Below are 25,058 nucleotides of genomic sequence, written 5' to 3'. Positions count from 1 at the left end.
GAGCGCGTGAGAGCCCTCTGCTGGCACGACGTCAACGACCTGCGAGTCCAGTCGGTTCCGGATCCGGAGATTGTCAACCCGCGCGACGTCGTCCTCCGGGTGACCATGACCACGCCGTGTGGTTCGGACCTGCACTTCATCGACGGCTACCTCCCGACGATGCGCGAGGGTGACGTGATCGGCCACGAGTTCATGGGCGAGGTCGTCGAAACCGGCCGCAAGGTCGAGGCCGTCTCGGCGGGCGATCGGGTGGTCGTCCCCTCGTTCATCGGCTGCGGGAGCTGTGGCTACTGCCGGGACGACCTGTGGTCGCTCTGTGACAACACGAACCCGAACGCGGAACTGCAGGAACCGATCCTCGGCGATACGACGGCCGGCATATACGGGTACACGCACGCCTTCGGCGGCTACGCCGGCTCCCACGCGGAGTACGTCCGGGTACCCCACGCCGACGAGAACTGCTTTCACGTCCCCGACGAACTCGAGGCCGAGCAGGCGCTGTTCGCGTCCGACGCGTGGGCGACCGGCTACATGGGCGCGGACTTCTGTGACATTCGAGACGGCGATATCGTCGCCGTCTGGGGCTGTGGCGGCGTCGGCCTCATGGCACAGCACAGCGCCGCCCTCATGGGTGCCGAGCGCGTCATCGGTATCGATCGGTTCCCCGAGCGCCTGCGAGCGGCCAGAAACGAGGCGGGGTCCGAGACGATCGACTACACCGCGGTCGACAGCGTCGTCGACACGCTCAAAGAGATGACCGGCGGCCGCGGCCCCGACGCCTGCATCGACGCCGTCGGGATGGAAGCCCACGGAACCGGGGTCGCACACGCCTACGACCGCGCCAAGCAGTCCCTGCGCCTCCACACCGACCGCGGGACCGCGCTCCGACAGGCGATCCGCGCGTGTAAGAAGGGCGGTACCCTCTCGATCCTCGGCGTCTACGGCCTCCTCGACAAGTTCCCGATGGGCGTGGTGATGAACAAGGGGATCACCGTCCGCACCGCCCAACAGCACGGGCAACGGTACGTTCCGGACCTGCTCGAGTACGCCGCGGAGGGCGAACTGGACCCGTCGTATCTGGCGACCCACGAACGCTCGCTCGAGGAGGGGCCGGCGGCCTACGAACTGTTCAAGCACAAGAAAGACGGCTGCATTCGACCGGTATTGACGCCCTGAATCGGCCGGAAGTCGGGCCAGGCGTCGTGAGGCGAGTTGGTGGCGGAGCGGGACTCAGTCGCTCGGCGACGTTTCGGGACGGTACCCGCGACTGATGACCTTCCAGTGGCCGGCGGCGAACCGGTAGTACGTGACCACGGCGGGGACGAGGGTCTCCAGGACCAGCGCCGCGTAGAGCGCCCCGATTCCGAGCGGGGGTATCAGCTCGAGGCCCGGAAGCGGGACCGAGACGGCACCGAGGGTGGCGACGGGGAGCGCGAACACGTACAGCCCGAGCAGTTGGCCGTAGAACGGCCACCGGGTGTCGCCGCTGGCGCGGAGCGGGCCGGTCGCGCCGCCGCTGACGCCGCGGAAGATGACGCTCACGCAGGCGACGACGATGAAGGTGGTCACGAGCGGCAGGATCGACGGATCGTCGACGAAGAGCCGGCCCACCTGCTCGGCGAAGACGAGCACGAGGGTCGCGCTGAAGAGATAGACGGCGACGCCGAACCAGAGCACTTCGTGGCCGTATATGTCGGCGTCCCCTTCGTCGCCGGTGCCGAGTTCCTGCCCGACCAGACTGCTCGAGGCGAGCGAGAAGCCCCAGCCAGGGGTGTCCATCAGGTCCCGGACGCGGCGAGCGATGACGTAGGCGGCCACCACGTTCGGCCCGAACAGCGCGACGATGGCGAGCATCGGGAACTGTGCGGCCCGCCGGGCGACGTTCGTAAACAGCAGCGGGGTGCCGATATCGACCACGTCGCGGACGTCCTCGAGGGTCGTGTACGGCCGCGAGAGGTCGATCGTCACGGGGAACTCGCCGATCAGGGGGAGTCGACCGAGGGTGAATCCGGTGATGAACGCCGCCAGCACGAGGACGTTCGCCAGCACCGTCCCGATCGCCGCGCCCACGACGCCCATCTCGAGGACGAACAGCAGGACGGCGTTGACGGCGATGTTGACGACAGCACCGCCCGCCCGAAGGGTCATTGGCGTCCACGCGTCGTCGGCTCCGACGAGGGTTCGGCTCCCGATCAGATTCAGGCCGGCGAACGGAACCCCGAGGGCGACGACCCGAAGGTAGTCCGCGCCGTAGGCCAACGAGGCGGCGTCGTCGCCGACGAGCGAGATCAGTCGCTCGGGAACGGTCCAGTAGAGGGCCGCCAGCGGGACGGTAATCGCGACGACGACGAGCGCGCTCGTCGTCACTGCGAGCGACAGTTCTTCGGTCGCCTGCGCGCTGTACCGCTGGGAGACCAGACTGATCGTCGCGCCGGCGATCCCGCCGCCGACCGCGAAGGCGATCGCCCAGAAGGGGGTCGCGAAGCCGACGCCAGCGATCGCTGCCGGGCCGAGGGCGATCCCGACCATCGCCACGTCCGCCGCGGACTTCGACATCCGGGCGATTCCGGTAACGATCCGCGGCCACGCGAGATCGGTGGCCCGCTCGACGCGACGGGGGTCGACGATCCCGGCCCGCGCGAGCAGATAGCCGATCGAGAGCAGGAGCCAGCGGAACGGATTCGGCACTCGAGAAGCCACGTTCGACCTTCTGGCCGCAGCGCTAAAACGCTTTATACCTCAACGATACATCATGGTCGATCACTCGCTATCGGCGGCGCTACCGGTAGTATGCGAGCGAATGGGTCACGTATTACTACGTTTCAATATGAATTAGAGTGGGCACAGCGACGGGGGTGTCCCGCCTCGAGCCACAGTGTTCGCTGCCCGGGCGACCCGCGGGTGCAGGCAGCACTGGCTTGTCCTGGACCGGCCCACCCACGGATATGTGTGCACGGCTTTCCGAATCGTCCGTCGGAAAAACGGTCGAGAGTGCGAACGGCGAGGTGATCGGGACCGTCGCGGCGGTCGAGGGGGACACCGCCGTCGTCGAACCGAACCCGGGAGTGATGGATTCGATCAAGGCCGCCCTCGGCTGGGAACGGGCGCACGAGGACACGGTGATGGTCCACGAGGACGCGATCGAAACGACCGCCGACGACGTGATTCGGCTCGAGTCGGACCCCGAAGCGCCGAACGCGCAGACCGGGACCGACGAACCGGCTCACAGTCCCGAGACGGACGATCCGACCCTCGAGACCGAAGGCGGGTCCGCCGATTCCGACGGGCTCGAGCGCGACGTCGCCACGGATCGGGAGCAGACCGGCGACGAGGGGATCACCGAGGTCGAACGCGCGGGGCCGGCGAGTAACACGGAACGGACCGAGCCGACGGATCAGACGACGGAGACGGGCGGCGCTGACGAACCGGCGGACATCGACGAGACACATCCCGCGGCGGACACCGCAGAGACGGGAACCGAACCCGACGAGTCGGCGGCGGACACCGATCCGCTTCGTACCGAAGAGCGAGGGACGTTCGAGGCCCCGAGCGCGGCCGACGAAGCGGTCGATACCGACGCACGAGACGGACTCGAGGAGACCGCAGCAATCGACGAAACCGCAACGATCGATGGGGCGGACTCGGCGGAGACGGCCGACACTGCGGGACCGACTGGAGTCGAGGGGACCGATCAGGCCGACGAATCAGTCGACGAAGACGACTTCGGGGAACCGTCCTGGAACGACGAGACACCGGCCACGGGGACGACGGCCGACTCGACGGAGGACACTCCCGATCAGGGGGATCGGGGGGAGCAGGGGGTGCCCGACGAGGCGGCCTCAACGGTCGATATGGCCGACGAGCGCGGTGTGACCGACGGGGAAACGCCGACGGAAAGCGAGCCGGACGACGGAGCCGTGAGCGACGACCGATCGGACTCCGAAACGGACCTCGCCGATGCGGTCACCGGCGGCGTCGACGGTGGGTCGCTCGAGGACGTGAGCGACGGGCTGGACGACGCCGACGAGCGAAACCCGACCGCGGACGTGAATCTGGCGGACGAACTGGACACCGGGATCGACATCGAATCGGTCGACGAACCCGGCGACACCGACACGGTCGCCGCCGATGCAGAGACCGGAGACGACACGAGCAACGTAGTCGACCGACTGGACCGCAGCCCCGACCTCGAGTCGGTTGTCGAAAGCGACGAACCCGACGAACGCGAGCGTGATGCGGGCTCGAGGGCAGCCGCGGAGACGGATCTGGCCGACGAGCTAGAGACCGGCCCCGATCTCGAATCAGTTGCGGAGGCGGATCGCGACCCCGGAGCCGACATCGGTCCCGACGCGATCGAGGGAGAGCCGACGGACACCGGCGGCGGCGTCGAGGCGGTCGATCGCCGGATCGTCACGGACGAGGCCGACGGGATTGATCACCGTCCCGCCGAGACGGCCGGAGACCGCGATCGAACGGCACTCGAGGATCTCGAGACGGAGTCCGAAACTGCGCCGGCCGAAGCGAGTTCGACCGACGACGATCGAAGTCGACCGTCCGGTCCGTTCTCGGCCGCCGTCGCCCTCCAACGAGCGGCACTGAAACCAGGCACGCAGGCCATAGAGCACGGACTCGAGTTCCAACGGGAACTCGCCCGCAGTGCCCTCTCCGGGCAGGTCGCGCTGCAGCGCCAGCAGTTGGCGCTCCTCGAGACGGCCGCCAGCGCGCCCTTCGAAATCGCCGCCGCGATGTCGGAGTCCGATGAGCGCGAGGTCGGCGGTCGACTCGAACTCGTCGACGGCGTCGACGCGATGTACCGCAAGCGCCTCGTAGACGCGGGCATCACCTCGCTCGACGATCTCGCTCGAGCGGACGTCGAGACCGTCGCCGAGGCCGCCGCGGTCACCGAGAAGCGCGCGGCGGGCTGGATCGAGCAGGCCGACGGCTGAGCGGTCCCAACGGTTGCCCTCGAGCGTTTCGGATCTCAAGGTCGGGTTCGATCGGGACCCGGCTCCGCGGCTCGAGCGCGTCGACGCCGTCCGGCTTTATTGTACTCGAGGCCATTGGTCGCGAGAGACGCGAGTTCGACTCATGACGACTGACGATCAATACAAGCTGTTCGGCGTGTACGTCTCCGAGCACGTCTTCGACGCGCTCGAGTCGCACCTCTACGAGGCGGCCGGCGTCGTCGACTACGACGACTACTTCGACGGCACGGACGCGGTCCCGGCGGGCGATCCCGGTGCCGACGCGACAGATCGGCTCGTCTCGGACGTCGTCGCCGACTTCGCCGACCTCTACGACGAGGCGGATTTCGAGGCCGCTCGAGCGGTCGCGTCCGACGCGTTCGTCCTCGCGCACCTCGCCGCCGAGCCACAGACGGTGACCCGCGCCCGCGAACGCTTTCAGGCGGCCGCCACGATTCAGGAGACGGACAGTCGAACGGTACACACCGCCATCCTGTCTGCGTATCTCGCCCGGGAGAACGGAACCGGACTCGAGGATCAGTAGCAACTCGGCGGCTCGGCGGTGAGACGGCGGCTCAACTCTCGGTTGACGGCCCTGTCAGCGAACGAGCGACCGTCAGGCCTCCTGCAGGTCGATAATACTCACCCAGTGGTCGCCATACTCGGCCTCGTGGTCGCTCGCCGCCTCGTTCGCGTCGGCCCAATCCGCGTGCTCGCGATCGAGGTCGCACCCGTCACACTGTAGCTGGTAGGGCATGCGGGTTCGTACCACTCGAGACGGCTTAAGTTTCGTCGCTGCTTGCTCGTGGGGGAACAGCTTCTACTGAAAGTCTGCCAAAATCGGGGGTGACGTACTGAGATCGGACGGAACTGCTGAAATAGATTTGCCACGTCTCCGTGCACATCGATCAGCGATCGTCATTCAATAGCGGCGAGAAACTCGTCGAGCGTATCCGTAAGCTCATCAGCCTCATCGATTCCCTCGTTCTGATCCGCTGAATATCGAACGATGATCACACCGGTGTCGCTTGTATTCCGCGCTCGGTCAACTTGATGCACACCCTTCCAAATTCCAGTCACCGTAACGCGACCGTACGTCGCGTGATCGTATTGGTTCCCTCGCTCGATTACGGATTCATCCTCTAAACTGCGTACTTCTTCTGTATTACTCATGTGTCACCTGATAGACCCGAACGCCGAACTCACACTCCACTATTTCTCGAATGGGTATTAAATACACTGGCCGTGATTCCAATCACCGACATCTGCCGCCCTTATTTTGAAAAATTCGAGATTATGTGTGTAAATATTTCTATATCACATCATGGTTTGTCGTCCGGTTGGCTGAACGGCCCGAAGGAGTGGCTGTAATCGTTTCGAATCAACTTTTCAATGTGAATCTCTGCTCCTAACGCGTCGATATCGTGTGCGATCCGTGTGATATCTCCTGCATCCGTCCCTAACGCCTCAAGGTAGATGTTCTCCTGCCCGGTCATGAATTCCCGAACTTCGATCACACCCGGAATATCGAGAATGCCCGTTGCTAACTCTTCGCGCTTACTGATAGAGGCAGTACACGTAAAGGCGAAGTGGAGATCGAGGCCAGCCTCTTTGTAATCGATATCGACGCTGTACCCTTTGATGATACCGCTCTCCTCGAGTTCTTCAATTCGATTCCTGACGGTGTTTCCCGACACCCCGACCTCGTTAGCGATGTCTGTGACGGTGTTGCGAGCGTTGTCTTGGAGATAGTGGAGGATGCTTCTATCGACATCATCGAGCGATGAGCCATCCATGTTCAGTGGTTACTGCGGGGCAGTGAAGAGGGTTATACCGAAAATAGATGGGGCTCTCTACCGGCCGACGGATGCGTCACCTGTATTGGCACAACAGCCTCGATCTCCTTCCTCGAAAATACTGCCGTCTACTCCTTCGCTTACTCCCCGTCCCGCTGGTGGACATCCACCGAGAGTTCTCACAAACGAAGTGAGTGGGACGAATTCGCTGCTCGCGGATTGCTCGCAGCAAAATAAGTGGGTTGGGGCAGATTCGAACTGCCGCGCTCGCTCCGCTCGCGGCCCGCAACGCCATATCCTTCCACACGACCGCTTCAATTGAGGCTTCCAGCGCACCACTTCGCGGGGTGATTCATTCAATAATGACACGAAGCATGACGGTCTCCAAGGCGGTTGAACGGTATCTCAAAGAACGGAAACTCGAAGTCTCGAGATCGACCCATCGTAATCACAAATACGCTCTAAACCAGTTCGTGGAGTGGTCCGATAAGGCCGGTCTGGATGATATTTCGGAACTGGATGGGTTTCACATCCATGACTTCAAGATTTACCGCCGGGAGAACAGTGACATCAACGAAGTTACCCTTTCCAACAATCTCTCTGTGATCCGCGTATTCGTCCGCTGGTTAGGGAGTATGGAAGTTGTAGACTCAAATATAGCGGAAAATATGGTTATCCCCAATCCCGATGATGACGCGCGAAGTGATAAGATTGGGCCGGACATCGCCGAGGAGATTCTGGCATACTTGGGGAAGTTCGAGTACGCAACTCTCCGTCACGCTCTATTCGCCGTACTGTGGGACACCGGCTTCCGTCTTGGAACTATTCGAACTCTCGATCTTCGTGACTATCATCCTGATGAAGAGTACGTTGAAGTACATCATCAACCCGATAAGGGCACGCCGCTCAAGAACAAGACCAAAGCCGAACGAGAAGTGAATCTCCACGGTTGGGTCTGTGAAGTGCTGGATGATTACATCAAGATACACAGAGACGACGTGACGGATGAGAACGGACGTGAGCCGCTGTTCACTACTCGACATGGCCGTCCAGTCAGCTCCAATCTTCGTGCGAATATCAATGCACTGACTCGGCCATGTCACTACTCCGGGGAGTGTCCTCATGGTCGAGATCTCGAGACCTGCGAAGCGACGACAATGGAGCAATCTCAGCGGTGTCCGTCGTCAGTGCCCCCACATGCACTCCGTCGAAGTGCCATCACAGTGTGGTTGAATGAGGGCCATAGCAAAGAACTCCTCTCCGACCGAATGAACGTCAGCACGAAGACTCTGGAAAAGCACTACGATGCACGAACAGAGGGTGAGAAGCGAGAACTTCGTGCCGAAGTCTTTGAGATGGACAACGGATAATCCGGCCATATTGAACCCCAGTTTATTTTCCGTTTTCGAGTTTGAAACACTCATTCACTACATATGCGAACTTACCATAGGGGACTCCCCCAGTCTCTTTTGGCAGTGTCGTTGAAGCACCCATTGAGATGGCTGAGAGTGATACCTATGACCTTCTCGTACTCGGTGGCGGCATGGCCGGTCTCCCGGTGAGTATGAAGAGCACCCACAAGGGGCTTGATACTGCCCTCGTTGAGCAAGACCTACTCGGCGGGACGTGCTTGAATCGGGGATGCATCCCGACAAAGACGATGATTCGGAGCGCTGAAGTCGCTAATCTCATCGACCGCTCCGAAGAGTTCGGTATCGACCTCAAAGGCGACGCCGAAACGAACATGGAGGCAGTCGTAAAACGCCAGCAACAAGTAGTCGAGAGCATCCGAACCGGGGCCTACGATAACGTAGAGAACACGGACGGCCTCAACCTCGTTGAAGGACACGGAACCTTCGAGTCGCCCACGGAAGTCGCAGTTGGTGACCAGGTGCTAACTGCGGATAAGGTCGTTATCAATACCGGGGCACGCCCCGCAAAGCCCCCTATCGACGGGATTGACGAAGTAGAGACGCTGGATAGCACGAGTGCGCTGGAACTCTCAGAAGTCCCCGAACACCTCGTGGTTATCGGTGGTGGCTACGTTGGCTGTGAATACGCGCAGATGTACGCCCGCTTCGGGGCCGATATAACGGTCTTCCAGCGCCCCGACCGCTTGCTCTCGGACGAGGAGCCAGATGTGAGCGAGGTCATCGAGGCTGCCTTTGAGTCTGAAGGCATCGACGTACATACCGCAACCAGCGTCGAACGACTCGAACAGGATAACTCTCAAATCGAGGCCACGGCCAGCAGGAATGGCGAGACGATGACCGTAGATGCGTCCGACGTGATGATTGCCACCGGACGACAGCCTAACACCGACACCCTCGGTCTCGAACAGACTGGCGTGGAGACGGATGAGAAGGGATTTGTCGAGGTGGACGAGCAGTTCCAGACCACCGAGGATTCCATCTGGGCACTCGGAGATGTTACTGGGATGCCGATGTTCACCCACTCAGCCCGGGATGACGCAGATATGTTGTACCGGCACCTTGTCAAAGACGAGTCGGTTGATACTGATGATCACCATATTCCCCATGCTGTGTTCACCGACCCAGAAGTTGGCCGTGTCGGGCTAACGGAAGAGCAGGCCAGAGACCAAGGATACGAGGTAGCTGTCGGACGCTCTGACTACGAGGAACAGGGCAAACCGAAGGCGCTGGGTGAGACCGAGGGATTCGTGAAGATCGTCTCTGACGCCGAGACAGAAGAAATCCTCGGGGCGCACGTTGTTGGTGAAGAGGGAGCCGCTATCGTTCACGAACTCGTCGTTGCGATGGAACTCGGCGGAACTGCTGAAAACGTTGCTGACGCAATCCACATCCATCCGACGCTTCCCGAGGTCATCAACGCAGCCGCCAGTGGCGTCCACAAGCCATCGTAAGCGGAACGACTGGCACCTCGTTATTAGAGGTCAATCCTGCAACACGCGCCTTCAGTCAGTTCGTTCTCCTCGATATACGTTGCTAAACAGGCGTAGTTACAGAACTGTCCCGCTGATTCACGCTCGTCTTCCTGTGCTTCCTCCACGAATACTGCGTCGTGTTCGTACACATCACTTCCGCAATACGTACAAGCAGTCTCCATATGTGAATCGAGGAGCTGAGTACAGGAAGTCGTTTCCCTCTGTTCAGTCCACTCCCTGTATTGATCACCTCCGTTCCCAACAGACTCACTTTATCGTAGCAATCCTACTTCTTTAGCCTCGATAAGGCGGCAGCCGCTAACGTAGTCTAAGACTATCCGGTTGAAACAGAGGAAAGTATAATCTCGAGCGTGTCCTTCGAGCGTACCGTATCCCGTCACCGGGTTCGGACGAAAAGAGGTGCTGACTACATGAAATTGAATCCACTTTCAGCAGAAAACCGCAAGACAGCTCCGCTATGCCATCCTTCAAAACCAGTAAGAGATTTTATGGGTTGGGGCAGATTCGAACTGCCGACTTCCTCCGTGTGAAGGAGGTATCATAACCGGACTAGATCACCAACCCGCACGAGGTGATTCCCGTGCGTTCGACTTAAGACTTCCTTTCACCGATCGACGGTGGCCTCGAGCAAGCGACGCGCCGTCACCCGATCACGAACGGACCCGAGCGCCCTGCGGGCCCGCGCCGTGGCGCGGGCCTCGAGTGCGGTCACGTCTTCGCGGACGCCGTCGAAACGGCCGGATTCGGGCTCCGGATCGGAATCCCGACCGAGGTATGTTCGGACCCGATCCGCAAGCGGCTCGAGGGACTCGGTAAGACCGAGGCGGGCGTGTTCGGCGGCGCGGGAGAGGTAGTAACGGCTGTCGTCGAAGTGCTTGTTCATGTGATTCTCTCCCATAGAGAGGCCGAGCGAGGATATAGTTCTTTCGTCGGCAACAGAATCGGATCGAGCCGACGGGAACGGACTGGAGCGACCGCACCCGCTCTCGCGCGACCGATTCGCATAGGATCCTGCGCGAGAATGACCGCCCATGAACGAGTTACAGCCGGTCGCCCTCGAGCACGAGGGGGCGACCGCCGATCTAGTCGTCGAGGGCGGCCGCGTCTACTGCTCGAACCGCCGGGAGTTCCTCGAGCGCGACGTCGCCGTCGTCGGCGACAGGATCGCCGCGCTTCTCGAGGACGCCGACTCCGTCACCGGGCCCGAAACGACGGTCGTCTCGGCGACTGACCGCGTCGTCCTCCCGGGGTTGATCGACGCCCACACGCACGGGGACATTCAGCTGATTTTCGACCGGGCGGTCCCCGACCTGCTCGCGACCGGCACGACCGCGGTCGTCACCGAGAGCTCCGGGCTCGGGTTGCTGTTCGGCAGCCGCGGCGTCGAGACGTTCCTCGAGCGGACCGCCGACTGCCCGATTACGACGTATCTCACCCTCCCACCGCAGGCCTTCGTCGACACGTTCGAGCCGGCGACCGGCACCACCGCCGAACTCGAGGCGCTCTCGAGGTTGCTCGATCGCGAGCGGGTCGTCGGCGTCGGCGAGATCGACTGGGTCCACGTCGTCGGCCGGGACGCACCGCTCGAGCGACTCTACGAACGGGCACGCGACGGCGGCGTCCCGATCGTTGGCCACGGAGCGGGCTGTCGGGGCGACTCGCTGCGCGCGTTCGCGACCGTCGTGGACAACGACCACGAGGCCATTTCGGCCGAGGGCGTTCGGGAACGCGCCGAGAACGGCATCCACGTGGTCGGCCGCTGCGGCTCGATCCGTGACGATCTCGACGCGCTCATCGACGCCTATCCGGACCTCGATCCGGGGAGCGTCTCGCTCTCGACCGACGGCGTCTGGCCCGGGGACCTGCTCGAGGGGTTCGGCATGGCCGAGATCGTCCGGCGGCTGATCGACGCGGGAATCCGGCCGGCGGACGCGATCGACGCCGCCTCTCGAAACACCGCGGCCCACTTCGGGCTCGCGGACCGCGGCGTCGTCGCACCCGGGGCCGTCGCCGACCTGCTCGTCGTCGAGGACCTCGAGACGATGACCGTCGAGACGGTCCTCTCGGAGGGCGACCGCGTCGTGGCCGACGGCGACCCCGTCGTCGAGGCCAGAACCGACCCGTACCCCGACTACGTCTACGGCACCGTTTCGGTCGACCTCGAGCGCGAGCGCTTTACCGCGCCGCTCGAGGCCGCATCTGACAGAACCGTCCGCGCGATGGCGGTCGAGCAGGGGCTCGTGACGACCGAAACGACGGCCGACGCCGGGATCGATACCGGCGGGGACGGCTCGGGCCAGCGGCTCGGTCCCGACCCCGACGGCGACGTTCTCACCGCGACGCTGCTCGACCGCGACCCGGCGACCGAGGACCGGGGCTTTACCGGCTTCCTCACCGGCTACGGCCTCGAGTCGGGTGCCGTCGCCACGACCGGGACCTGGGAAACGACCGGACTGGTGACCGTCGCTGCGGACACCGATGACGCCGTCGTGGCCGCAGGTCGCGTCGCGTCGATGGGCGGCGGCTTCGCGGTCGCTCGCGACGGCGAGGTCGTCACGGACCTCGCGATGCCGATCGCCGCGACCGCAGCGGAACTCTCCCCCGAAACGTTCGCAACGAAGTTCGGCGCGCTCGAGGACGCGCTTCGAGAGAGCGGCGTCGGTATCGAACGGCCGCTGTTGACGCTCCAGACGCTCATGTTCCCCGGCGTTCCCGCGCTGAAACTCACGGCCTCGGGCTACGCGGACGTCCTCGGACGGTCTGTCGTCGGCCTCAATCCGGAGAATTCGTCGGAGTGAGCGCCCCTGTCGCGTCGATCCGTCGCGTCCGCTGGCCGGCGATCGGGGGCGAGTTCCAACGCCTTTTGGCGGACGGTTCAAGCAGTCGGTCGCCGACTAGAGGAGTATGGCAACGAAAGAGACGGCCGCGGCCCCCGCTCGCGAAGCAACGAAGCGGTTCCTCGTGGACTGCGACGGCTGTTCGTACGAGCGGGCGGCCGACGGCCGCGAGGAGGCGACCCGTATCGGAGCCGACCACCGGCGAGCGACGGGACACGAACTCGTCGCGGTCGAGTTGCCGCCGTCGCTCGAGACCGCGTAGCCTCTCCGCCGTTCGCTCGGTTCCGACGCGCTGAAGGGACGATCCGGCGTTCGATTCCGAGACTCGAGGGCTAGTAGTCGGGCGCTTCCTCCGGTTCGCCGTCGCGGGCGTTGACGACGCGGGCGAACGTGAACAGCCCGTCGGAGAGGCGATTGAGGTACTGGACCGCGTCCTCGTTGATCTGTTCGTCCGTCGCCAGCGCGACCGCCCGTCGCTCGGCGCGCCGACAGACGGTGCGAGCGTGGTGTAAGGCCGCCCCGTCGTCGCTGCCGGTCGGCAGGATGAACGAGGTCAGGGGCTCGAGTTCCTCGTCGTACTCGTCGATCCAGTCCTCGACGGTCTCGACGTGGTCGGCGTCGATTGCGGGGTCGTCCTCGTCGGGATCGGGGTTCGCGAAGTCCGCCTGCACGACGTGGAGGTGGTTCTGAATTTCGGACAGGCGGTCGTCGATATCGTCGTGACCGGTCGGCCGAACCGTGCCGAGCAGGGCGTTGAGTTCGTCGACGGTCCCGTAGGCCTCGATTCGGGCACTCGACTTCGAAACGCGGGTCATATCCCGGAGATCCGTCTCCCCGTCGTCGCCGCGGCCGGTGTAAATCGACATGGCCGAACCGACGGCGGGATTCCACTTAACTTCCCTGTCACTCGAGCCCCAGCGGCGTTCCGGCGGTCTCGAGTCGGCCCGAGGAATCAGTACGTTAAACTCGCTTCGCTCACTACCGTCGGGTATGGCTCTGGAACTCGAACACGAGTGTCCGAACTGCGGGGGCGAGAAGATGTTCTACCGCGCCGCCAGTACGACACTTCACCTCGGCGAGAAGGTCAAATGGCACTGCCCGGACTGTGACTACGGCTTCGTCCGCATCGGCGACAACGGCACCGCCGTCGACTCGAGTACGGCGTAAACCGTCGGTTTCCTCGATTTTCACGTTACTCCCGGAGACGACTCCGCGTCCGAGTCGCCTACCCAGCGTTCTCGCCGGAACTCGAGGAGCGGAGATCGACTAGAGCACTGCTTCTCAGCGGCTCTGTCGCGATCGAGGATCCAAGGCAGGAGACGACCGCTTATTCCGAGAGCGCTTGCCACGAGAGCCGCGGGGTCCGCGCGGCGCTCGTCTGGTCGATCCGGCGTGCGGTGGTCCGTTCGGGCGCGTCCTCGAGTGCCACATCGTCCTCGCCGGCGACGGCGTTGAACGCGGCGGCGAGCCGATCGAGCGTGTCCTTGCTCTCGACCTCGGTCGGCTCGGTCATCAGGGCCTCGGGGACGATCTCGGGCCACTTGGTCGTCGGCGGGTGGACGCCGTAGTCGAGCATCCGTTTGGCCACGTCGGCTGCGTCCTGTTCGCCGGCGCTGGCGACGAACTCGTGGTGGAACGGTCCGTACGGTACGTCGTACTCGACCTGCTCGGCGAGGTAGTTCGCGTTGAGCACCGCGGAGGCGCTCGCGTCCGACAGCCCCTCGTCGCCGAGGCGCGCGATGTAGGCGAATGCCTTGACGAGCACCAGCCAGTTGCCGTCGAACCCGTGGACCTTGCCGATGGTGTGCTCGGGCTCGAAGCGTTCGTATATCGAATCGCCGGATGTCGATTCCTCGCCGCGCTCCCTGACTCGAGGCGCGGGCAGGAACGGGGCGAGGTCGTCGACGACGCCGACCGGACCCGCGCCCGGTCCGCCGCCGCCGTGGGGCGTCGCGAAGGTCTTGTGGACGTTGTAGTGCATCACGTCGAAGCCCATGTCGCCCGGCCGAGCGCGGCCGAGCAGGGCGTTCAGGTTCGCGCCGTCGTAGTAGAGCAGCCCGCCCACGTCGTGGACCATCTCGGCGATCTCCTCGATGTCACGCTCGAACAGGCCGAGCGTGTTCGGATTGGTCAGCATCAGTGCGGCCGTGTCCTCGCTCAGGGCGGCCTCGAGCGCCTCGAGATCGACCCGCCCCTCGTCGTCGCTGGGCAGGGAAACCACGTCGTAGCCGCCCAGCGCGGCGCTGGCGAAGTTGGTCCCGTGGGCGCTCTCGGGGACGATGACCTCGTCGCGGTGGCCCTCGCCGTTGTGCTCGTGGTAGGCCGCGGCGACGCGGATGCCGACGAATTCGCCGGCCGCACCCGCAGGTGGCTGGAGCGTCACCGCGTCCATCCCGCCAATCCGGCCTAGATAGTCCTGCAGCCGATAAAGAAGTTCGAGGGTGCCCTGAACGGATCCCTCGGACCGGTCGGGGTGGACGGCAGCCGAGGGCAGCGCGGCCACGTCCTCGGTGAACTTCGGGTTGTACTTCATCGTACACGAGCCCAGCGGGTAGGGCCCGCTGTCGATCCCGTAGATCATCTGAGAGAGCCGCGTGTAGTGGCGGGCCAGTTCGGGTTCGGAGAGTTCCGGTAACTCGAGGGTGTCCCGGGTGAGGTCGTCGGGGAGCGGGGAGTCGTCGCCGTCGCCATCGCTCTCGTCGCCACCGTCACCCACACCACCGTCGATTTCGACTCGCGTCAGATCCTTCTCCGAGAGCAGCGGTTCGTACTCGCCGTTCTCGATGTACCGGGCTTGGTCGTAGCGCGAATTCGCCTCGCCGGCGGGTCGGTCGTCGCTCATCGCGCCACCTCCTCGACGGCCTCGGCGAACCGATCGATTCGGTCGTCGGACACGCCGGCGACGCAGACTTGAATCTCGTGGTCCCCGACGACGTGGACCGCGAAGCCGCGTCGCTCGAGGTCCTCGGCGACGGCCGTCGCGGGCTGGTCGACGCGGGCGACGAACTCCCGGAGGTGGTGGCGGTCGTGGACCGGTGCTTTCACGCCGACGATGTCGTCGAGGCGGGCTGCGAGGTCCCGCGCTCGCCGCACGTCGCGCTCCGCGAGGTCGACCATGCCGCTCGGGCCGAGGACGGCGGCGTGCATCGCGGTCCGGAGCGCGACCCACGCCTGATTCGTACAGATGTTACTCGTCGCGCGTTCCCGGCGGATGTGCTGTTCGCGGGTCTGCAGCGTGAGCGTGAACGCCCGGCGGTCGGTCGCGTCCTCGCTCGCCCCGACCAGCCGGCCGGGGACCTGCCGGAGGTAGTCCTCCCGCGTCGCGAACAGGCCCAGTCCCATCCCGTAGCTCGTCGGGAGCCCGAGCACGCTCGCATCGCCGACGACGACATCCGCGCCCACGTCGACGGGGCGCTGCAGTACGGAGAGCGCGATCGGGTCCGAACCGAGGACGAAGAGCGTGTCGTTGGCCGCCGCGAGGTCGCCGACCGCCTCGAGGTGCTCCTCGATTGTCCCCCGTACCGTGGGGTTCTCGGCGTAGAGCATGACGACCTCCTCGTCGACGGACGCCTCGAGTGCCCCAAGATCGACGTTCCCGTCGTCGACCGGGTAGGTCTCGACCGCGAGGTCGGTGCCGGCGACGTAGTTCTCGAGGGTGCTCCGCCGTTCCTCGCGCAGGCGTTCGGGGACGAGCACGCGGTGGCCCGTGGTGTCGCGGACGCGGTCGGCCAGCGTGGCGGCCTCGCCGAGCGCCGTCGCCGCGTCGTACATCGAGCAGTTCGCGACCGCGAGACCCGTCAGTTCGACCAGCAGCGACTGGTACTCGAACAGGGCCTGCAGGAACCCCTGCGAGATCTCGGGCTGGTACTGCGTGTAGGACGTGAGAAATTCCGAGCGGTCCGCGAGGTGGTCGACCAGCGACGGGACGTAGTAGCCGTAGTGGCCGCGCCCGAGCAGTTCGGTCAGGTCGTCGTTGCGACCCAGCACCGAGCGAACCAGCCGCCGCGTCTCCCGCTCCGTTCGCGCGTCGATGTCGAAGCTACCCTCGAACCGGACGTCGGCGGGAATGTCGAAGAGGTCCTCGACAGTGTCCGCGCCGACCGCCTCGAGCATCGCCGTGCGGTCCTCCTCCGTGTGGGGAGCGTACGGACTCCCCGTGGCGTGTGATCCGTGCATGACTAGCAGTGGTCTCGAGCGATCGAGCCGTTCGCGCCCCACCCGCGCCGATCGCAGCGTTCGATCCGAGACACGATACTGTCCTCTAGCGGGCACGGGGTAATGAACGCACCCGTTTCGGCGGTATCGACCGCGGTCGACTGGCGCTCGAGCGCGTCGGTCCCTGCAGTCGCCACACGGATCACTATACACGGTCCCGATGTCGAGGGGTGGCATGGTCGACGATACTTCCGACACAGACGAGGACGGCCCGCTCGATCGAGACGATCAGGAGATCGGCGCGACGGTCGCGGGAGACGACGACGCCCTGCTCGGCGTCCTCCCGCACTTCTACCGCGGCGAGGTCAGTCAGGCCAACAGCGCACAGGACCGGATCGATCGCACGACCGACTGGGCGATCACGCTGCTCGCCGCCGTGCTCTCGCTCGTCTTCTCGAGCCGGAACATGCCCGCCTTCCTGCTCCTGATCGGGATCTTCGTCCTCTCGATTTTCCTGTTCTACGAGGTGCGACGCTACCGGTTTTACGACCACTGGCGCGCCCGCGTCCGGTTCGTCCAGGAGAACGTGTTCGCGAACGCCTTGGAACCCGTCGGCGTCGAACACCCGGCGTGGCGCGAGGAACTGAGCGACGATCTGCGAAATCCCACGTTCAAGGTCTCGACTCGAGAGGCGCTCTCGAGGCGAATCCGCCGAGTTTACGGACTCCTCTTCGCGGTTGCCGGGGTCGGCTGGACGTTCAAAGTCACGATGTTTACCCCGGAACAACAGTGGACCGAAGCCGCCGAACTGCCGGGGCTCCACGGCGCGCTCGTGGCGGTCATTCTCGGGCTCTTCTTCGCCGGTGTGATCGCGATCGGACTGTGGCCGGGCGGACGGGAGGCGAAAGGCGAAATCCACGGGGTCGAGCCGGGTGACTGGAAAAACGAGTGAGCGCTTTGGCCGAGCGATCAGGAGTCCGACTCGGGGTCGATGTCGCTCTCGGCGGCGGATCCCGCGTCGGCCGCCGACTCCGTGCGCCCCGTCGCATCCGGAGCACCGGTACCGGAGCTCGAACCCTCGAGCGCGGTTTCGGTTCCCGGTCCGCCGGCGCGCTCTCGAGCGAAGAGATCGAGCGCGACTTTCGCGCCGCCGAGGACGACGGGTCCGATGAACAGCCCCACCGCGCCGAAGGTGATGAGCCCGCCGAAGATGCCGATGACGGCGATCGTGGAGTTGAAGGCGCTCGTGTGGCCGATGAGCGCGGGGCGGAGATAGGTATCCGAGAGCATGACGAGCACGCCGTAGACCGCGAGCGCGCCCGCGGCGACGGGGCGGCCGACCGCGACCAGATAGATCGACACCGGGAGCCAGACGCCGAAAGAGCCGACCAGCGGGAGCAGCGTGAGCACGAAGGTCAGGAGGGTGAGCAACACCACGGCGGGGATTCCGAGCACGATGAGTCCCGCCCCAAGCAACACCGCCTGAATCGCCGCGACGAGGACGTTGCTGATGACCGAGGCTTCCATGAGTCCATCCAGTTCCGCGAACAGCTCCCGCTGGATCTCGTCGTCGATCGGGACGACGCGGTACAGCCACTCGAGCAGGTCCTCGCCGTCCCGCAACAGCGCGAAGCAAACGAACAGCGTGATGGTCAGCCCGATCGCGACGCTCGGGAGCCCGCCGACGATATCGAGCACGCTGTTCGCGAGTCCCTCCACGGCGGTCGAAATCGCGTCCTGATAGGAGTCGTACAGCCCCGCGAGATCGACCGGATACCCGTTGTCGGCGAGTTCCGATTCGATCATCTCGAGGTCGATGTTCTCCGTCCGGATCGCGTCCACGAGCTGTGTCGTCTGTCGGAGGGCGACGTTGAGGAGATACACCAGCGGAATCAGGATGACGAGCACCGCGGTGATGACCGAGATGGTCGCGGCGACCATCGGCCGGACGTGCTTCTCGAGCCGGGACTGGAGGGGTAACAGGATGTACGCGAGGACCCCGCCGAAGAGGACGTACTGCAGGTACGGCAGGAGAACGAGAATCCCGAGCCCGGCACCGACCACCGCGAGCGCGGTCAGCGCGGGTTGCTCGACGGCCCATGCCGGCGGATCGGGACGATCTGCCATACTCAGACATGTGACCGCAATATCCATTAGTCCACTGATACGAGTGGTCCCACTACTCAAGGACCACGGCCTCCAGCGAACCCACGCACGTACGCAGATCTCGTCATCGTCATACTAACTCCGAATGTGGAGGCAACCTATGTAGTATACCCACAATAACTGAGACAAATAATTAAAATGGATGTACCGTGAACAAGATCGTATGGGCCTGGATGACAGAATTGACGAACTGTGGTCCGATGGAACATGGAGATATCCAATAATTTCAGGCCTTTCATCAATGCCGTTTGTAATAGCAATACAACATATGGATATCGAGTTTTATAGTGTTGTGCCGCCGTTTCTCGCTGGATTTGTTGCCGGGTTGTGGGCTGTGAAGAACCCAGTCTCCAGTACTCGTATTGGATGGCGGGCTGGAGTAGTGGGTGGACTTTCTCTCGCATATGGCGGTCTGCAATTTCTATTCTCAACATCACAGATTTGGTTCAGTTCTCCACCACTCTTTGTGACGATATTCACACCTATTGGTGTTTCACTGGTTATTTTAGCATATATAGTGATATATGGGATAATCGGTAGTATCGGTGGAATGCTCGGGAATTGGATCTGGAATAACTTCGGTCGAACGACGAATCTCACTCTTCAGTAATTCCGCAGCACACAGTGAGTATTGCCGAAATTGGAAAACGATTCTCGTCTACGTTTCAAGAGACTCGCGAACGCAATCAAGAGTCGCACTCGCGGCCTTTCTTCCGACAGAGACGTAGAATATCGATCTCGAGGGAGTCTGACTAACACTTCGCTTCTGAAGAGTGAACGTGACAAGACACAGCGGGACTCGTTTACTATTGAAAACGCGGCCTACTCGACGTACCGGTACTTCCGCTCGCCCATGCCGACGTACCTTTTTCCTCGCTCGCGCAAGGGCTCGCTCGCAAAAAGCTACGCTAAAAACCGCTCTGACCGCTACTCGACATACCGGTACTTCCGCTCGCCCATGCGGCCCCAGCCGTCGAAGACGAACTCCTCGCTCGGCGTCGTGAACTCCTCGACGTCGACGTCCATCTCGTGGTTGTGGGCGTCGTGGATCTCCTCGTAGTCGTCCCACGACATCTCGTAGCGTTCGGCGAGCTGTTCGTCGACGTTCAGCGCCTCGATCTCCTCGGCCCAGCCCTCCCGAACCGTCTCGGAGTGGATCTCTGCCTGCGCGCCGCTGCCGTAGGAGCCGACGAGCAGTTGCTCGCCGGTCATCTCGCGGTCCTGCTCGAGGGCGTGTTTGAGCGCGCTCGCGCGGGCGACGTGGACGGAGCCGGTGTACCAGTTGCCGACCTCGCGGGCGATCGTCAGCGTCGGATCGATCGTCGTGTCGTACCACTCGGCGTACTGCTCGGTGTCCTTGAGGAGGTCCATGTACTCCCGGAGGGCGTCGCGGTACTCCTCGTCCGAGTCGAACGCCTCGGGACGGGGTTGGCGACCGATCTCTTCCGCCAGTTCGTCCTCGAACTCCGTGTTGCGGGTGATGTGGCGGTACGCGAGCAGGGCGGCCTTCCGGACCATGCCCGGGAACGGCGTGTGGAACGGGGCGAAGACGAGGTCGTCGGGATGGACCTCGCCCGCGACGCTCTCGTAGTCCTCGAGGGCTTCGCGCATCCGGGCGAGGTAGACCTGCACGGAGCGTTTACCGTCGACGCTCGGGAACTGCTGGTTGGGCTTGAGGAAGTCCGTTTCGTCGGCCGAGCCGTAGCCCTGTTCGGCGGAGAGTTCGACCAGATTCGGGTCCTCGCTGATGAGCATCGCGACGGCACCGGCACCCTGGGTCGCCTCCCCGTCGTCACCGCGGGCGTAGAGCGCGGTGTCGGTCGCGATGACCAGCGCCGAGCGGCCGCGATTACGGCCCGCGCGGATCCAGTTGTACGCGTCGTCTAAGCTCTGGGTCCCCGCGATACAGGCGAACTTCCGTTCGCCCTTGTTCGCGTGATGGAAGTCCGACTCGTAGACCTGCTCGAGACAGCCAGCGACGTACGTCGAAACCGGCTTGGAGTTGTCGAACGCGCTCTCGGTCGCGACGTCGATACGGCCGATATCATCGGGCTCGAGGCCTTTGCGTTCCATCAATCGGTGGGCGGCGTTTGCCCCCATCGTGACGATGTCCTCGTAACTGTCGGGGAACGAACTGGCGTTGAGGCCGAGTCCCTTCGTGTACTTTTCCGGGTCTTCGCCCTTCTCCGGGGCGAACGTGCCGGGGAGGTCGAGTTTGAGGTTCCCGGTCCAAATTTCGACGGCGTCGATACCGACTGCAGTCATGTCTGGTCAATATAGGTGACGATACAAGGTATTGTCGTTCGGTGTTTCGACGGTCGTCGATGAAAAACCGGCCGCCGCTCGAGTCGACGAAGCCGTGACGCGACGCTTCGCCGGTCCCGCGAAGGCCGTGAGACCCGTCTCGAGTCGGGGAGACCGACCCGCGGCTATCCGGTTGCTAAGTACTGTGCGTCGAGAATACGCGAACCCGCGGACCCGCGAACGCAGCTATTCGTCTTCCTCGACGACCTCGGGGTCGCTCATCGCGCTCTGGAGGCTGTCGAGGCCGTTGATCCACTCCGTCACGAGGCCGTAGTCGAGGTCCTCGGCGACGGTCATGTCGAGGTCCTGCTCGTCGATGATGAGCGTCCCCGCCTGCGCCGCGTAGCCGAGCGCGGCGTCTAGGTCTTCCTCGGCTTCGGCGTCGGCCGCCGCGCTGAGGTAGTCGCCGACGGTGCCCTCTTCGGCCGGGCCGTTGGCGACGTACTCCTCGGCCGCGAAGAAGACACAGACCAGACTCGTCTGGACGCCGTCGACGAGGATCAGTTTCTCCTCGTCCTCGATGTCGACCTCGCTCAGGACGATCTCGCGAACGTCGTTGATCTCCTCGAGCGTTTCCTCCTCGCCGAGTTCCCCGTCGTCGTAGGCGGCGACGATCTTGGCGATCGCGATCGCCGTGTCGTCCTGCAGGTTGAGCAGGAGTCGAGCCGAGTCTTCGTCCTCCGGATCGATGTCTTCGTCTTTGATGCGATCGATCCAGTTCTGCCAGCGTTCCTCCGAGTAGAACTCGGTCGGGGGATTGCTCATACAGACACCTACACCGGCCGCTTGAAATGCCTTTCTCTACACCGGACGGTTCGAGTGACTGTTTAACCGAGGTGGAAGAATCGCTTAGTGGGCCTTACAGCCACTCTACCTCCCCTCCTGTACACTTTAGCGTCGTTGCTGTCCGCACTCGAGTGAACGTAATCAGTGATTACTCCGTTCGGTCGAGGGTCGCCTCGGTATCGATCCCGTACACTCGCTTCGGCGTCTCGACGTGGGCGTTCCGGACCGCCTCGTCGTAGCCGTTCTCGAGGAGCCATCGGACCCGCCGGGGAACCGTCTTGGGGCCGAGTACCGCCCCCGGCCGGTCGGGGTCGTCGATGTAGTCGGTCTCCATCAGGAACGGCTCGCCGCGCTCGGCCGCGGTCTCTAAGCGGTCTTTCTCGCACATGACGCTCGGCGTCGGTCCCTCGAGGCGGCCGCTCGCGTAGTGTTTGACGACCCGATGGGGCTCCATCCCGACCTCCGTGGCCCACGCCGCGACCTCGGTCATGTCCTCGCTGGCTTCGGCGTGTAACTGGACGGCACACTCGAGGTCGGCCCCGCGTTCGAACGCCCGGCGCATGACCGCGTTCGAGGCGTCCCAGACCGCGTCGTCGACCTCGTAGTGCGGCCGGCCGGATTTCAGCGCCAGCGCCTCCCCTGCGTCGACGTATTCGGCGGCGACGTCGATCCCGGCCTGCATGAGGTCGCGAGCCGCCTCGGGCGCGAAGTCGCGGTCGTCGACCAGCCGCGAGATCAGGCCCGGGTGGACGCCGAGGACGGGCCACGCACGGCCCTCGAGTTCGCTCGAGGCGTCGGCGACGATTTCGATGGTTCGTTCGAAGACCACGCGGAAGTCCTCGCCGGTCTCGGCCTCGACGCCGAGGTGCCAGGAGGGTTTGTTCACCACGAGCAGGTGGGTGCCGTCCAGCCGAGCGAAGTCCCGAACGGCGTCGATCCCGCGGTGGTTGTCCGGATCGAGGTGGAGGTGGTCGTCCAGGATCGGCGTCTCGTCGGTCATAGCCGTTACTGGGCGGCCCGCGCTGGAAAGGTCACCGACTTCGGCGCGGGGAGCGGTGGGCGCGAGCGGACGGAGAAACCGATCGGCGATCGGTCGAGATCCGATCGGAATTCGATAGGTAAATCACAACCTTCGGCCCTACTGAGTAAAGGATTGATACCGATCGACTATCGAATTGGACAAATCTGTCAACAATAGTTATTATGACCCATCCAGATAGTGAGAATGTGTTACAGTATGAGTGATCGACTATGAGTGTGGACGGAGAGCCACCGTCCGACGAGGGGCCGGCCGACCAGTTCATCAGCGGCGAAACAGAGGGCGGTCCGAAAGTCGAGTTCTACGGCGGCCGCGGGATGAGTGCGCTTCCGATCGTGTTCTTCATCCTCTGGGCCATCGTTCAGACCGCACTCTGGCGAATCGAGGATACCGGCGGCCTCATCGTCGGCATCCTGGTCGGATTGATCGTCGGGATGTTCTTCGTTCGGGGGAACTGGCAGACCTACGCCAACACGATCTTCGAGGGGATGACCCAGCCCGTCGCGGTGACGGCGATCGTGGCGTGGATCTGGGCCGGCATGTTCGCCCAGCTCCTGCAAGACGGCGGCTTCGTCGGCGGGCTGGTCTGGCTGGCCGACGCCGCCGGCGTCGGCGCGGCGTTGTTCCCGGCGATCACGTTCGTCCTCGCCGCCGTCTTCACGACCGGAATCGGGACGGGCTACGGCTCGAGCGTCGCCTTCGTCGGCCTGTTCTTCCCGGCGGGGGTCTTACTCGGCGCGAACCCCGTCTTGCTGTTCGGCGCGATCCTCTCGGGGGCGATCTTCGGCGACAACCTCGCGCCCGTCAGCGACACGACGATCGTCAGCGCCGTCACGCAGGACGCCGACATCGGCGGCGTCGTCGCCTCGCGGTTCAAGTACATCATCGTCGCCGCCGTCATCGCCTTCGTCGGCTACGTCGTCGCCGGCGGGATGATGGGTGGCCTCGAGATCGGTGCGGAGGCCCAAGAGATCTTCCTCGATAGCAGCGAGGCCCTCGGCCTCGTCCACGTGATCTCGATGCTCGCCGTGATCGGCGCAGCCGTCGCCGGCCGCCACATCGTCGAGGCGATCTCGTGGGGGATCGTCATCGCGATCGCCTTCAACCTCGTCTTCGGTCTGGCGGGCCTCAGTGATATCGTCATGTTCAACGCGCCCGAGGACGCGCCGCTGGCCCAGCCGCTCGAGTCCCTGCCGATCCTCACGATCGTCGAGGACGCCAACGCGGTCGGCGTCGGCGGGAGCCTAATGGACGGCGTGGCGGGATTCCTCGAACTCTCGATCCTCGTCTTGCTGATCATCGGCGCGGCCCAGATCATGATCCGCGGCGGTGCCTTCGAGGTGCTCCTCGAGTGGTCCATCGAAAACCTCGCGACGAACGTCCGGAACGCCGAACTCACGATGGTCGGCACCGCGGCACTGATCAACGCGATCATCACGATCAACACCGCTGCAGAGGTCGCGATCGGCCCCTACATCTCGAAGATCGGCGAGCGGTTCAACCTGAACGGCTACCGCCGGGCGAACATCTTGGACGGGCAGACCGCCGCCATGGGCTACATCTTCCCGTGGTCGGGCGGCGTCCTCGCCGCCTACGGGGCGATGCAGCAACTGCCCGGCGACTACGAGTGGTTTACCGAGTCGATGGTCGTCACGCCGATCGACGTCGTCCCGTACGTCTTTCAGGGGTGGCTGTTGGTCGCCGTCTTCATCGTCGCCGCGCTGACCGGCTTCGGCCGCGAGTACGTGACTGACCGCGAGACCGAGGAGGTGGCTCGCGTATGAGCCTCCTCGGAAAGTACTTCAAAGGCTGGCGGTTCCGCACGTCGCGGCCCGCCTTCAAGCAAGGCAGCGAAGTTGACGTCTTCATCGCGGAGTCGAACGGCACGTCGGGCCGCGCGTACATCGGCGACACCGAACTGGTCATCGAGGGTGCCGGGCCGGACTGCGTCGAGAAGCAGGTGCGGGTCCGCATCACGGAGTTCGACGAGGCGGCCGCGAGCGGTCGCGGCGAGTTCGTCGAGGTCGTCGGCGAAAGCTCCTACGACGCGTAGCTCACCGCGGCATCCGCGCGGTACTTCGTTTT

General features: G+C 63.9%; 24 protein-coding genes and 1 tRNA gene. 12 read left to right on the top strand and 13 right to left on the bottom strand.

The window, feature by feature from the left end:
• Positions 1–6: 6 nt before the first annotated feature.
• Entirely contained in the window at positions 7–1,176 is a 1,170-nt protein-coding gene (locus tag FEJ81_RS08190) for a zinc-dependent alcohol dehydrogenase (RefSeq protein ID WP_138244827.1), read from the top strand.
• Positions 1,177–1,230: 54 nt separating this feature from the next.
• Here FEJ81_RS08190 and FEJ81_RS08185 read toward each other — a convergent pair whose 3' ends face one another.
• Positions 1,231–2,688, bottom strand: coding sequence for an MATE family efflux transporter (locus FEJ81_RS08185; RefSeq protein WP_138246739.1), 1,458 nt, complete (start codon positions 2,686–2,688; stop codon positions 1,231–1,233).
• Between the two features lie 257 nt (positions 2,689–2,945).
• On the opposite strand from FEJ81_RS08185, the gene FEJ81_RS08180 reads away from it, so the two are divergent.
• Positions 2,946–4,946, top strand: a complete 2,001-nt coding sequence (locus FEJ81_RS08180; RefSeq protein ID WP_138244826.1) for a helix-hairpin-helix domain-containing protein — start codon at positions 2,946–2,948, stop codon at positions 4,944–4,946.
• A gap of 142 nt (positions 4,947–5,088) precedes the next feature.
• Positions 5,089–5,508, top strand: a complete 420-nt coding sequence (locus FEJ81_RS08175; protein WP_138244825.1) for a hypothetical protein — start codon at positions 5,089–5,091, stop codon at positions 5,506–5,508.
• A gap of 72 nt (positions 5,509–5,580) precedes the next feature.
• Here FEJ81_RS08175 and FEJ81_RS23130 read toward each other — a convergent pair whose 3' ends face one another.
• On the bottom strand, positions 5,581–5,721 hold the full coding sequence (locus tag FEJ81_RS23130) for a hypothetical protein (RefSeq protein WP_175416380.1): 141 nt from the start codon (positions 5,719–5,721) through the stop codon (positions 5,581–5,583).
• A 565-nt stretch (positions 5,722–6,286) separates the two neighbouring features.
• Positions 6,287–6,760 (bottom strand): Lrp/AsnC family transcriptional regulator, encoded by a 474-nt coding sequence (locus FEJ81_RS08165; RefSeq protein WP_202979394.1) that lies wholly within the window; start codon positions 6,758–6,760, stop codon positions 6,287–6,289.
• A gap of 362 nt (positions 6,761–7,122) precedes the next feature.
• On the opposite strand from FEJ81_RS08165, the gene FEJ81_RS08160 reads away from it, so the two are divergent.
• Positions 7,123–8,130 (top strand): tyrosine-type recombinase/integrase, encoded by a 1,008-nt coding sequence (locus FEJ81_RS08160; RefSeq protein ID WP_138244822.1) that lies wholly within the window; start codon positions 7,123–7,125, stop codon positions 8,128–8,130.
• A 128-nt stretch (positions 8,131–8,258) separates the two neighbouring features.
• Positions 8,259–9,644 (top strand): dihydrolipoyl dehydrogenase, encoded by a 1,386-nt coding sequence (lpdA, locus tag FEJ81_RS08155; RefSeq protein ID WP_138244821.1) that lies wholly within the window; start codon positions 8,259–8,261, stop codon positions 9,642–9,644.
• A 531-nt stretch (positions 9,645–10,175) separates the two neighbouring features.
• Here lpdA and FEJ81_RS08145 read toward each other — a convergent pair.
• Positions 10,176–10,250: transfer RNA gene (locus FEJ81_RS08145), tRNA-Val, on the bottom strand.
• A gap of 40 nt (positions 10,251–10,290) precedes the next feature.
• On the bottom strand, positions 10,291–10,569 hold the full coding sequence (locus tag FEJ81_RS08140) for a DUF7553 family protein (RefSeq protein WP_138246738.1): 279 nt from the start codon (positions 10,567–10,569) through the stop codon (positions 10,291–10,293).
• A 148-nt stretch (positions 10,570–10,717) separates the two neighbouring features.
• Between FEJ81_RS08140 and FEJ81_RS08135 the strand changes: the two genes are divergently transcribed.
• Together FEJ81_RS08135 and FEJ81_RS08130 are read left to right on the top strand one after the other, a co-directional pair.
• Positions 10,718–12,484 carry an adenine deaminase C-terminal domain-containing protein gene (locus tag FEJ81_RS08135; RefSeq protein WP_138244819.1) on the top strand — a complete coding sequence of 589 codons (1,767 nt, stop codon included), beginning with the start codon at positions 10,718–10,720 and terminating at the stop codon, positions 12,482–12,484.
• A gap of 106 nt (positions 12,485–12,590) precedes the next feature.
• A complete protein-coding gene (locus tag FEJ81_RS08130; RefSeq protein ID WP_138244818.1) occupies positions 12,591–12,785 on the top strand; it encodes a hypothetical protein in 195 nt (64 codons plus the stop codon).
• Positions 12,786–12,855: 70 nt separating this feature from the next.
• On the opposite strand, the gene FEJ81_RS08125 is transcribed toward FEJ81_RS08130, so the two are convergent.
• A complete protein-coding gene (locus FEJ81_RS08125; RefSeq protein WP_138244817.1) occupies positions 12,856–13,389 on the bottom strand; it encodes a cob(I)yrinic acid a,c-diamide adenosyltransferase in 534 nt (177 codons plus the stop codon).
• A gap of 124 nt (positions 13,390–13,513) precedes the next feature.
• Between FEJ81_RS08125 and FEJ81_RS23125 the strand changes: the two genes are divergently transcribed.
• Positions 13,514–13,690 carry a DUF7838 family putative zinc beta-ribbon protein gene (locus FEJ81_RS23125; protein WP_175416379.1) on the top strand — a complete coding sequence of 59 codons (177 nt, stop codon included), beginning with the start codon at positions 13,514–13,516 and terminating at the stop codon, positions 13,688–13,690.
• 160 nt (positions 13,691–13,850) lie between these two features.
• Here the strand turns inward: FEJ81_RS23125 and gcvPB are convergent, their stop codons facing one another.
• The 3 genes from gcvPB to FEJ81_RS23120 are packed head-to-tail and all read right to left on the bottom strand — an operon-like array spanning position 13,851 to position 16,875.
• Complete coding sequence (gene gcvPB / locus FEJ81_RS08120) at positions 13,851–15,365, bottom strand: aminomethyl-transferring glycine dehydrogenase subunit GcvPB (protein WP_138244816.1); 1,515 nt, start codon at positions 15,363–15,365, stop codon at positions 13,851–13,853.
• Positions 15,362–16,699: an aminomethyl-transferring glycine dehydrogenase subunit GcvPA gene (gene gcvPA / locus FEJ81_RS08115; RefSeq protein ID WP_138244815.1), complete on the bottom strand. Its 1,338-nt coding sequence runs from the start codon at positions 16,697–16,699 to the stop codon at positions 15,362–15,364. The genes gcvPB and gcvPA overlap by 4 nt, the downstream gene beginning before the upstream one ends.
• A gap of 2 nt (positions 16,700–16,701) precedes the next feature.
• Positions 16,702–16,875 (bottom strand): hypothetical protein, encoded by a 174-nt coding sequence (locus FEJ81_RS23120; protein ID WP_175416378.1) that lies wholly within the window; start codon positions 16,873–16,875, stop codon positions 16,702–16,704.
• Between the two features lie 38 nt (positions 16,876–16,913).
• On the opposite strand from FEJ81_RS23120, the gene FEJ81_RS08110 reads away from it, so the two are divergent.
• Positions 16,914–17,630, top strand: a complete 717-nt coding sequence (locus FEJ81_RS08110) for a DUF2270 domain-containing protein (protein ID WP_175416377.1) — start codon at positions 16,914–16,916, stop codon at positions 17,628–17,630.
• A 17-nt stretch (positions 17,631–17,647) separates the two neighbouring features.
• Here FEJ81_RS08110 and FEJ81_RS08105 read toward each other — a convergent pair whose 3' ends face one another.
• Positions 17,648–18,805 carry an AI-2E family transporter gene (locus FEJ81_RS08105; protein WP_138244813.1) on the bottom strand — a complete coding sequence of 386 codons (1,158 nt, stop codon included), beginning with the start codon at positions 18,803–18,805 and terminating at the stop codon, positions 17,648–17,650.
• Positions 18,806–19,007: 202 nt separating this feature from the next.
• Here FEJ81_RS08105 and FEJ81_RS08100 point away from each other — a divergent pair, with 202 nt between their 5' ends.
• Positions 19,008–19,454, top strand: coding sequence for a DUF5518 domain-containing protein (locus tag FEJ81_RS08100; protein ID WP_138244812.1), 447 nt, complete (start codon positions 19,008–19,010; stop codon positions 19,452–19,454).
• A gap of 317 nt (positions 19,455–19,771) precedes the next feature.
• Here the strand turns inward: FEJ81_RS08100 and hmgB are convergent, their stop codons facing one another.
• The 3 genes from hmgB to FEJ81_RS08085 form a co-directional block, all read right to left on the bottom strand.
• Complete coding sequence (gene hmgB, locus FEJ81_RS08095) at positions 19,772–21,109, bottom strand: hydroxymethylglutaryl-CoA synthase (protein WP_006431684.1); 1,338 nt, start codon at positions 21,107–21,109, stop codon at positions 19,772–19,774.
• A gap of 225 nt (positions 21,110–21,334) precedes the next feature.
• Complete coding sequence (locus FEJ81_RS08090) at positions 21,335–21,913, bottom strand: DUF2150 family protein (RefSeq protein ID WP_138244811.1); 579 nt, start codon at positions 21,911–21,913, stop codon at positions 21,335–21,337.
• A 169-nt stretch (positions 21,914–22,082) separates the two neighbouring features.
• A complete protein-coding gene (locus FEJ81_RS08085; RefSeq protein WP_138244810.1) occupies positions 22,083–22,934 on the bottom strand; it encodes a TatD family hydrolase in 852 nt (283 codons plus the stop codon).
• Between the two features lie 251 nt (positions 22,935–23,185).
• Here FEJ81_RS08085 and FEJ81_RS08080 point away from each other — a divergent pair, with 251 nt between their 5' ends.
• On the top strand, positions 23,186–24,757 hold the full coding sequence (locus tag FEJ81_RS08080) for a Na+/H+ antiporter NhaC family protein (protein ID WP_138244809.1): 1,572 nt from the start codon (positions 23,186–23,188) through the stop codon (positions 24,755–24,757).
• The gene (locus FEJ81_RS08075; protein ID WP_138244808.1) at positions 24,754–25,026 is read left to right on the top strand and encodes a DUF7513 family protein; all 273 of its coding nucleotides are present in this window, start codon (positions 24,754–24,756) and stop codon (positions 25,024–25,026) included. Before FEJ81_RS08080 ends, FEJ81_RS08075 begins: the two co-directional genes overlap by 4 nt.
• Positions 25,027–25,058: the final 32 nt, after the last annotated feature.

Source organism: Natrinema versiforme (assembly GCF_005576615.1).
In the GTDB taxonomy this organism is placed as follows: Archaea; Halobacteriota; Halobacteria; order Halobacteriales; family Natrialbaceae; genus Natrinema; species Natrinema versiforme_A.
This window is presented reverse-complemented; position numbering and strand designations above follow the sequence as displayed.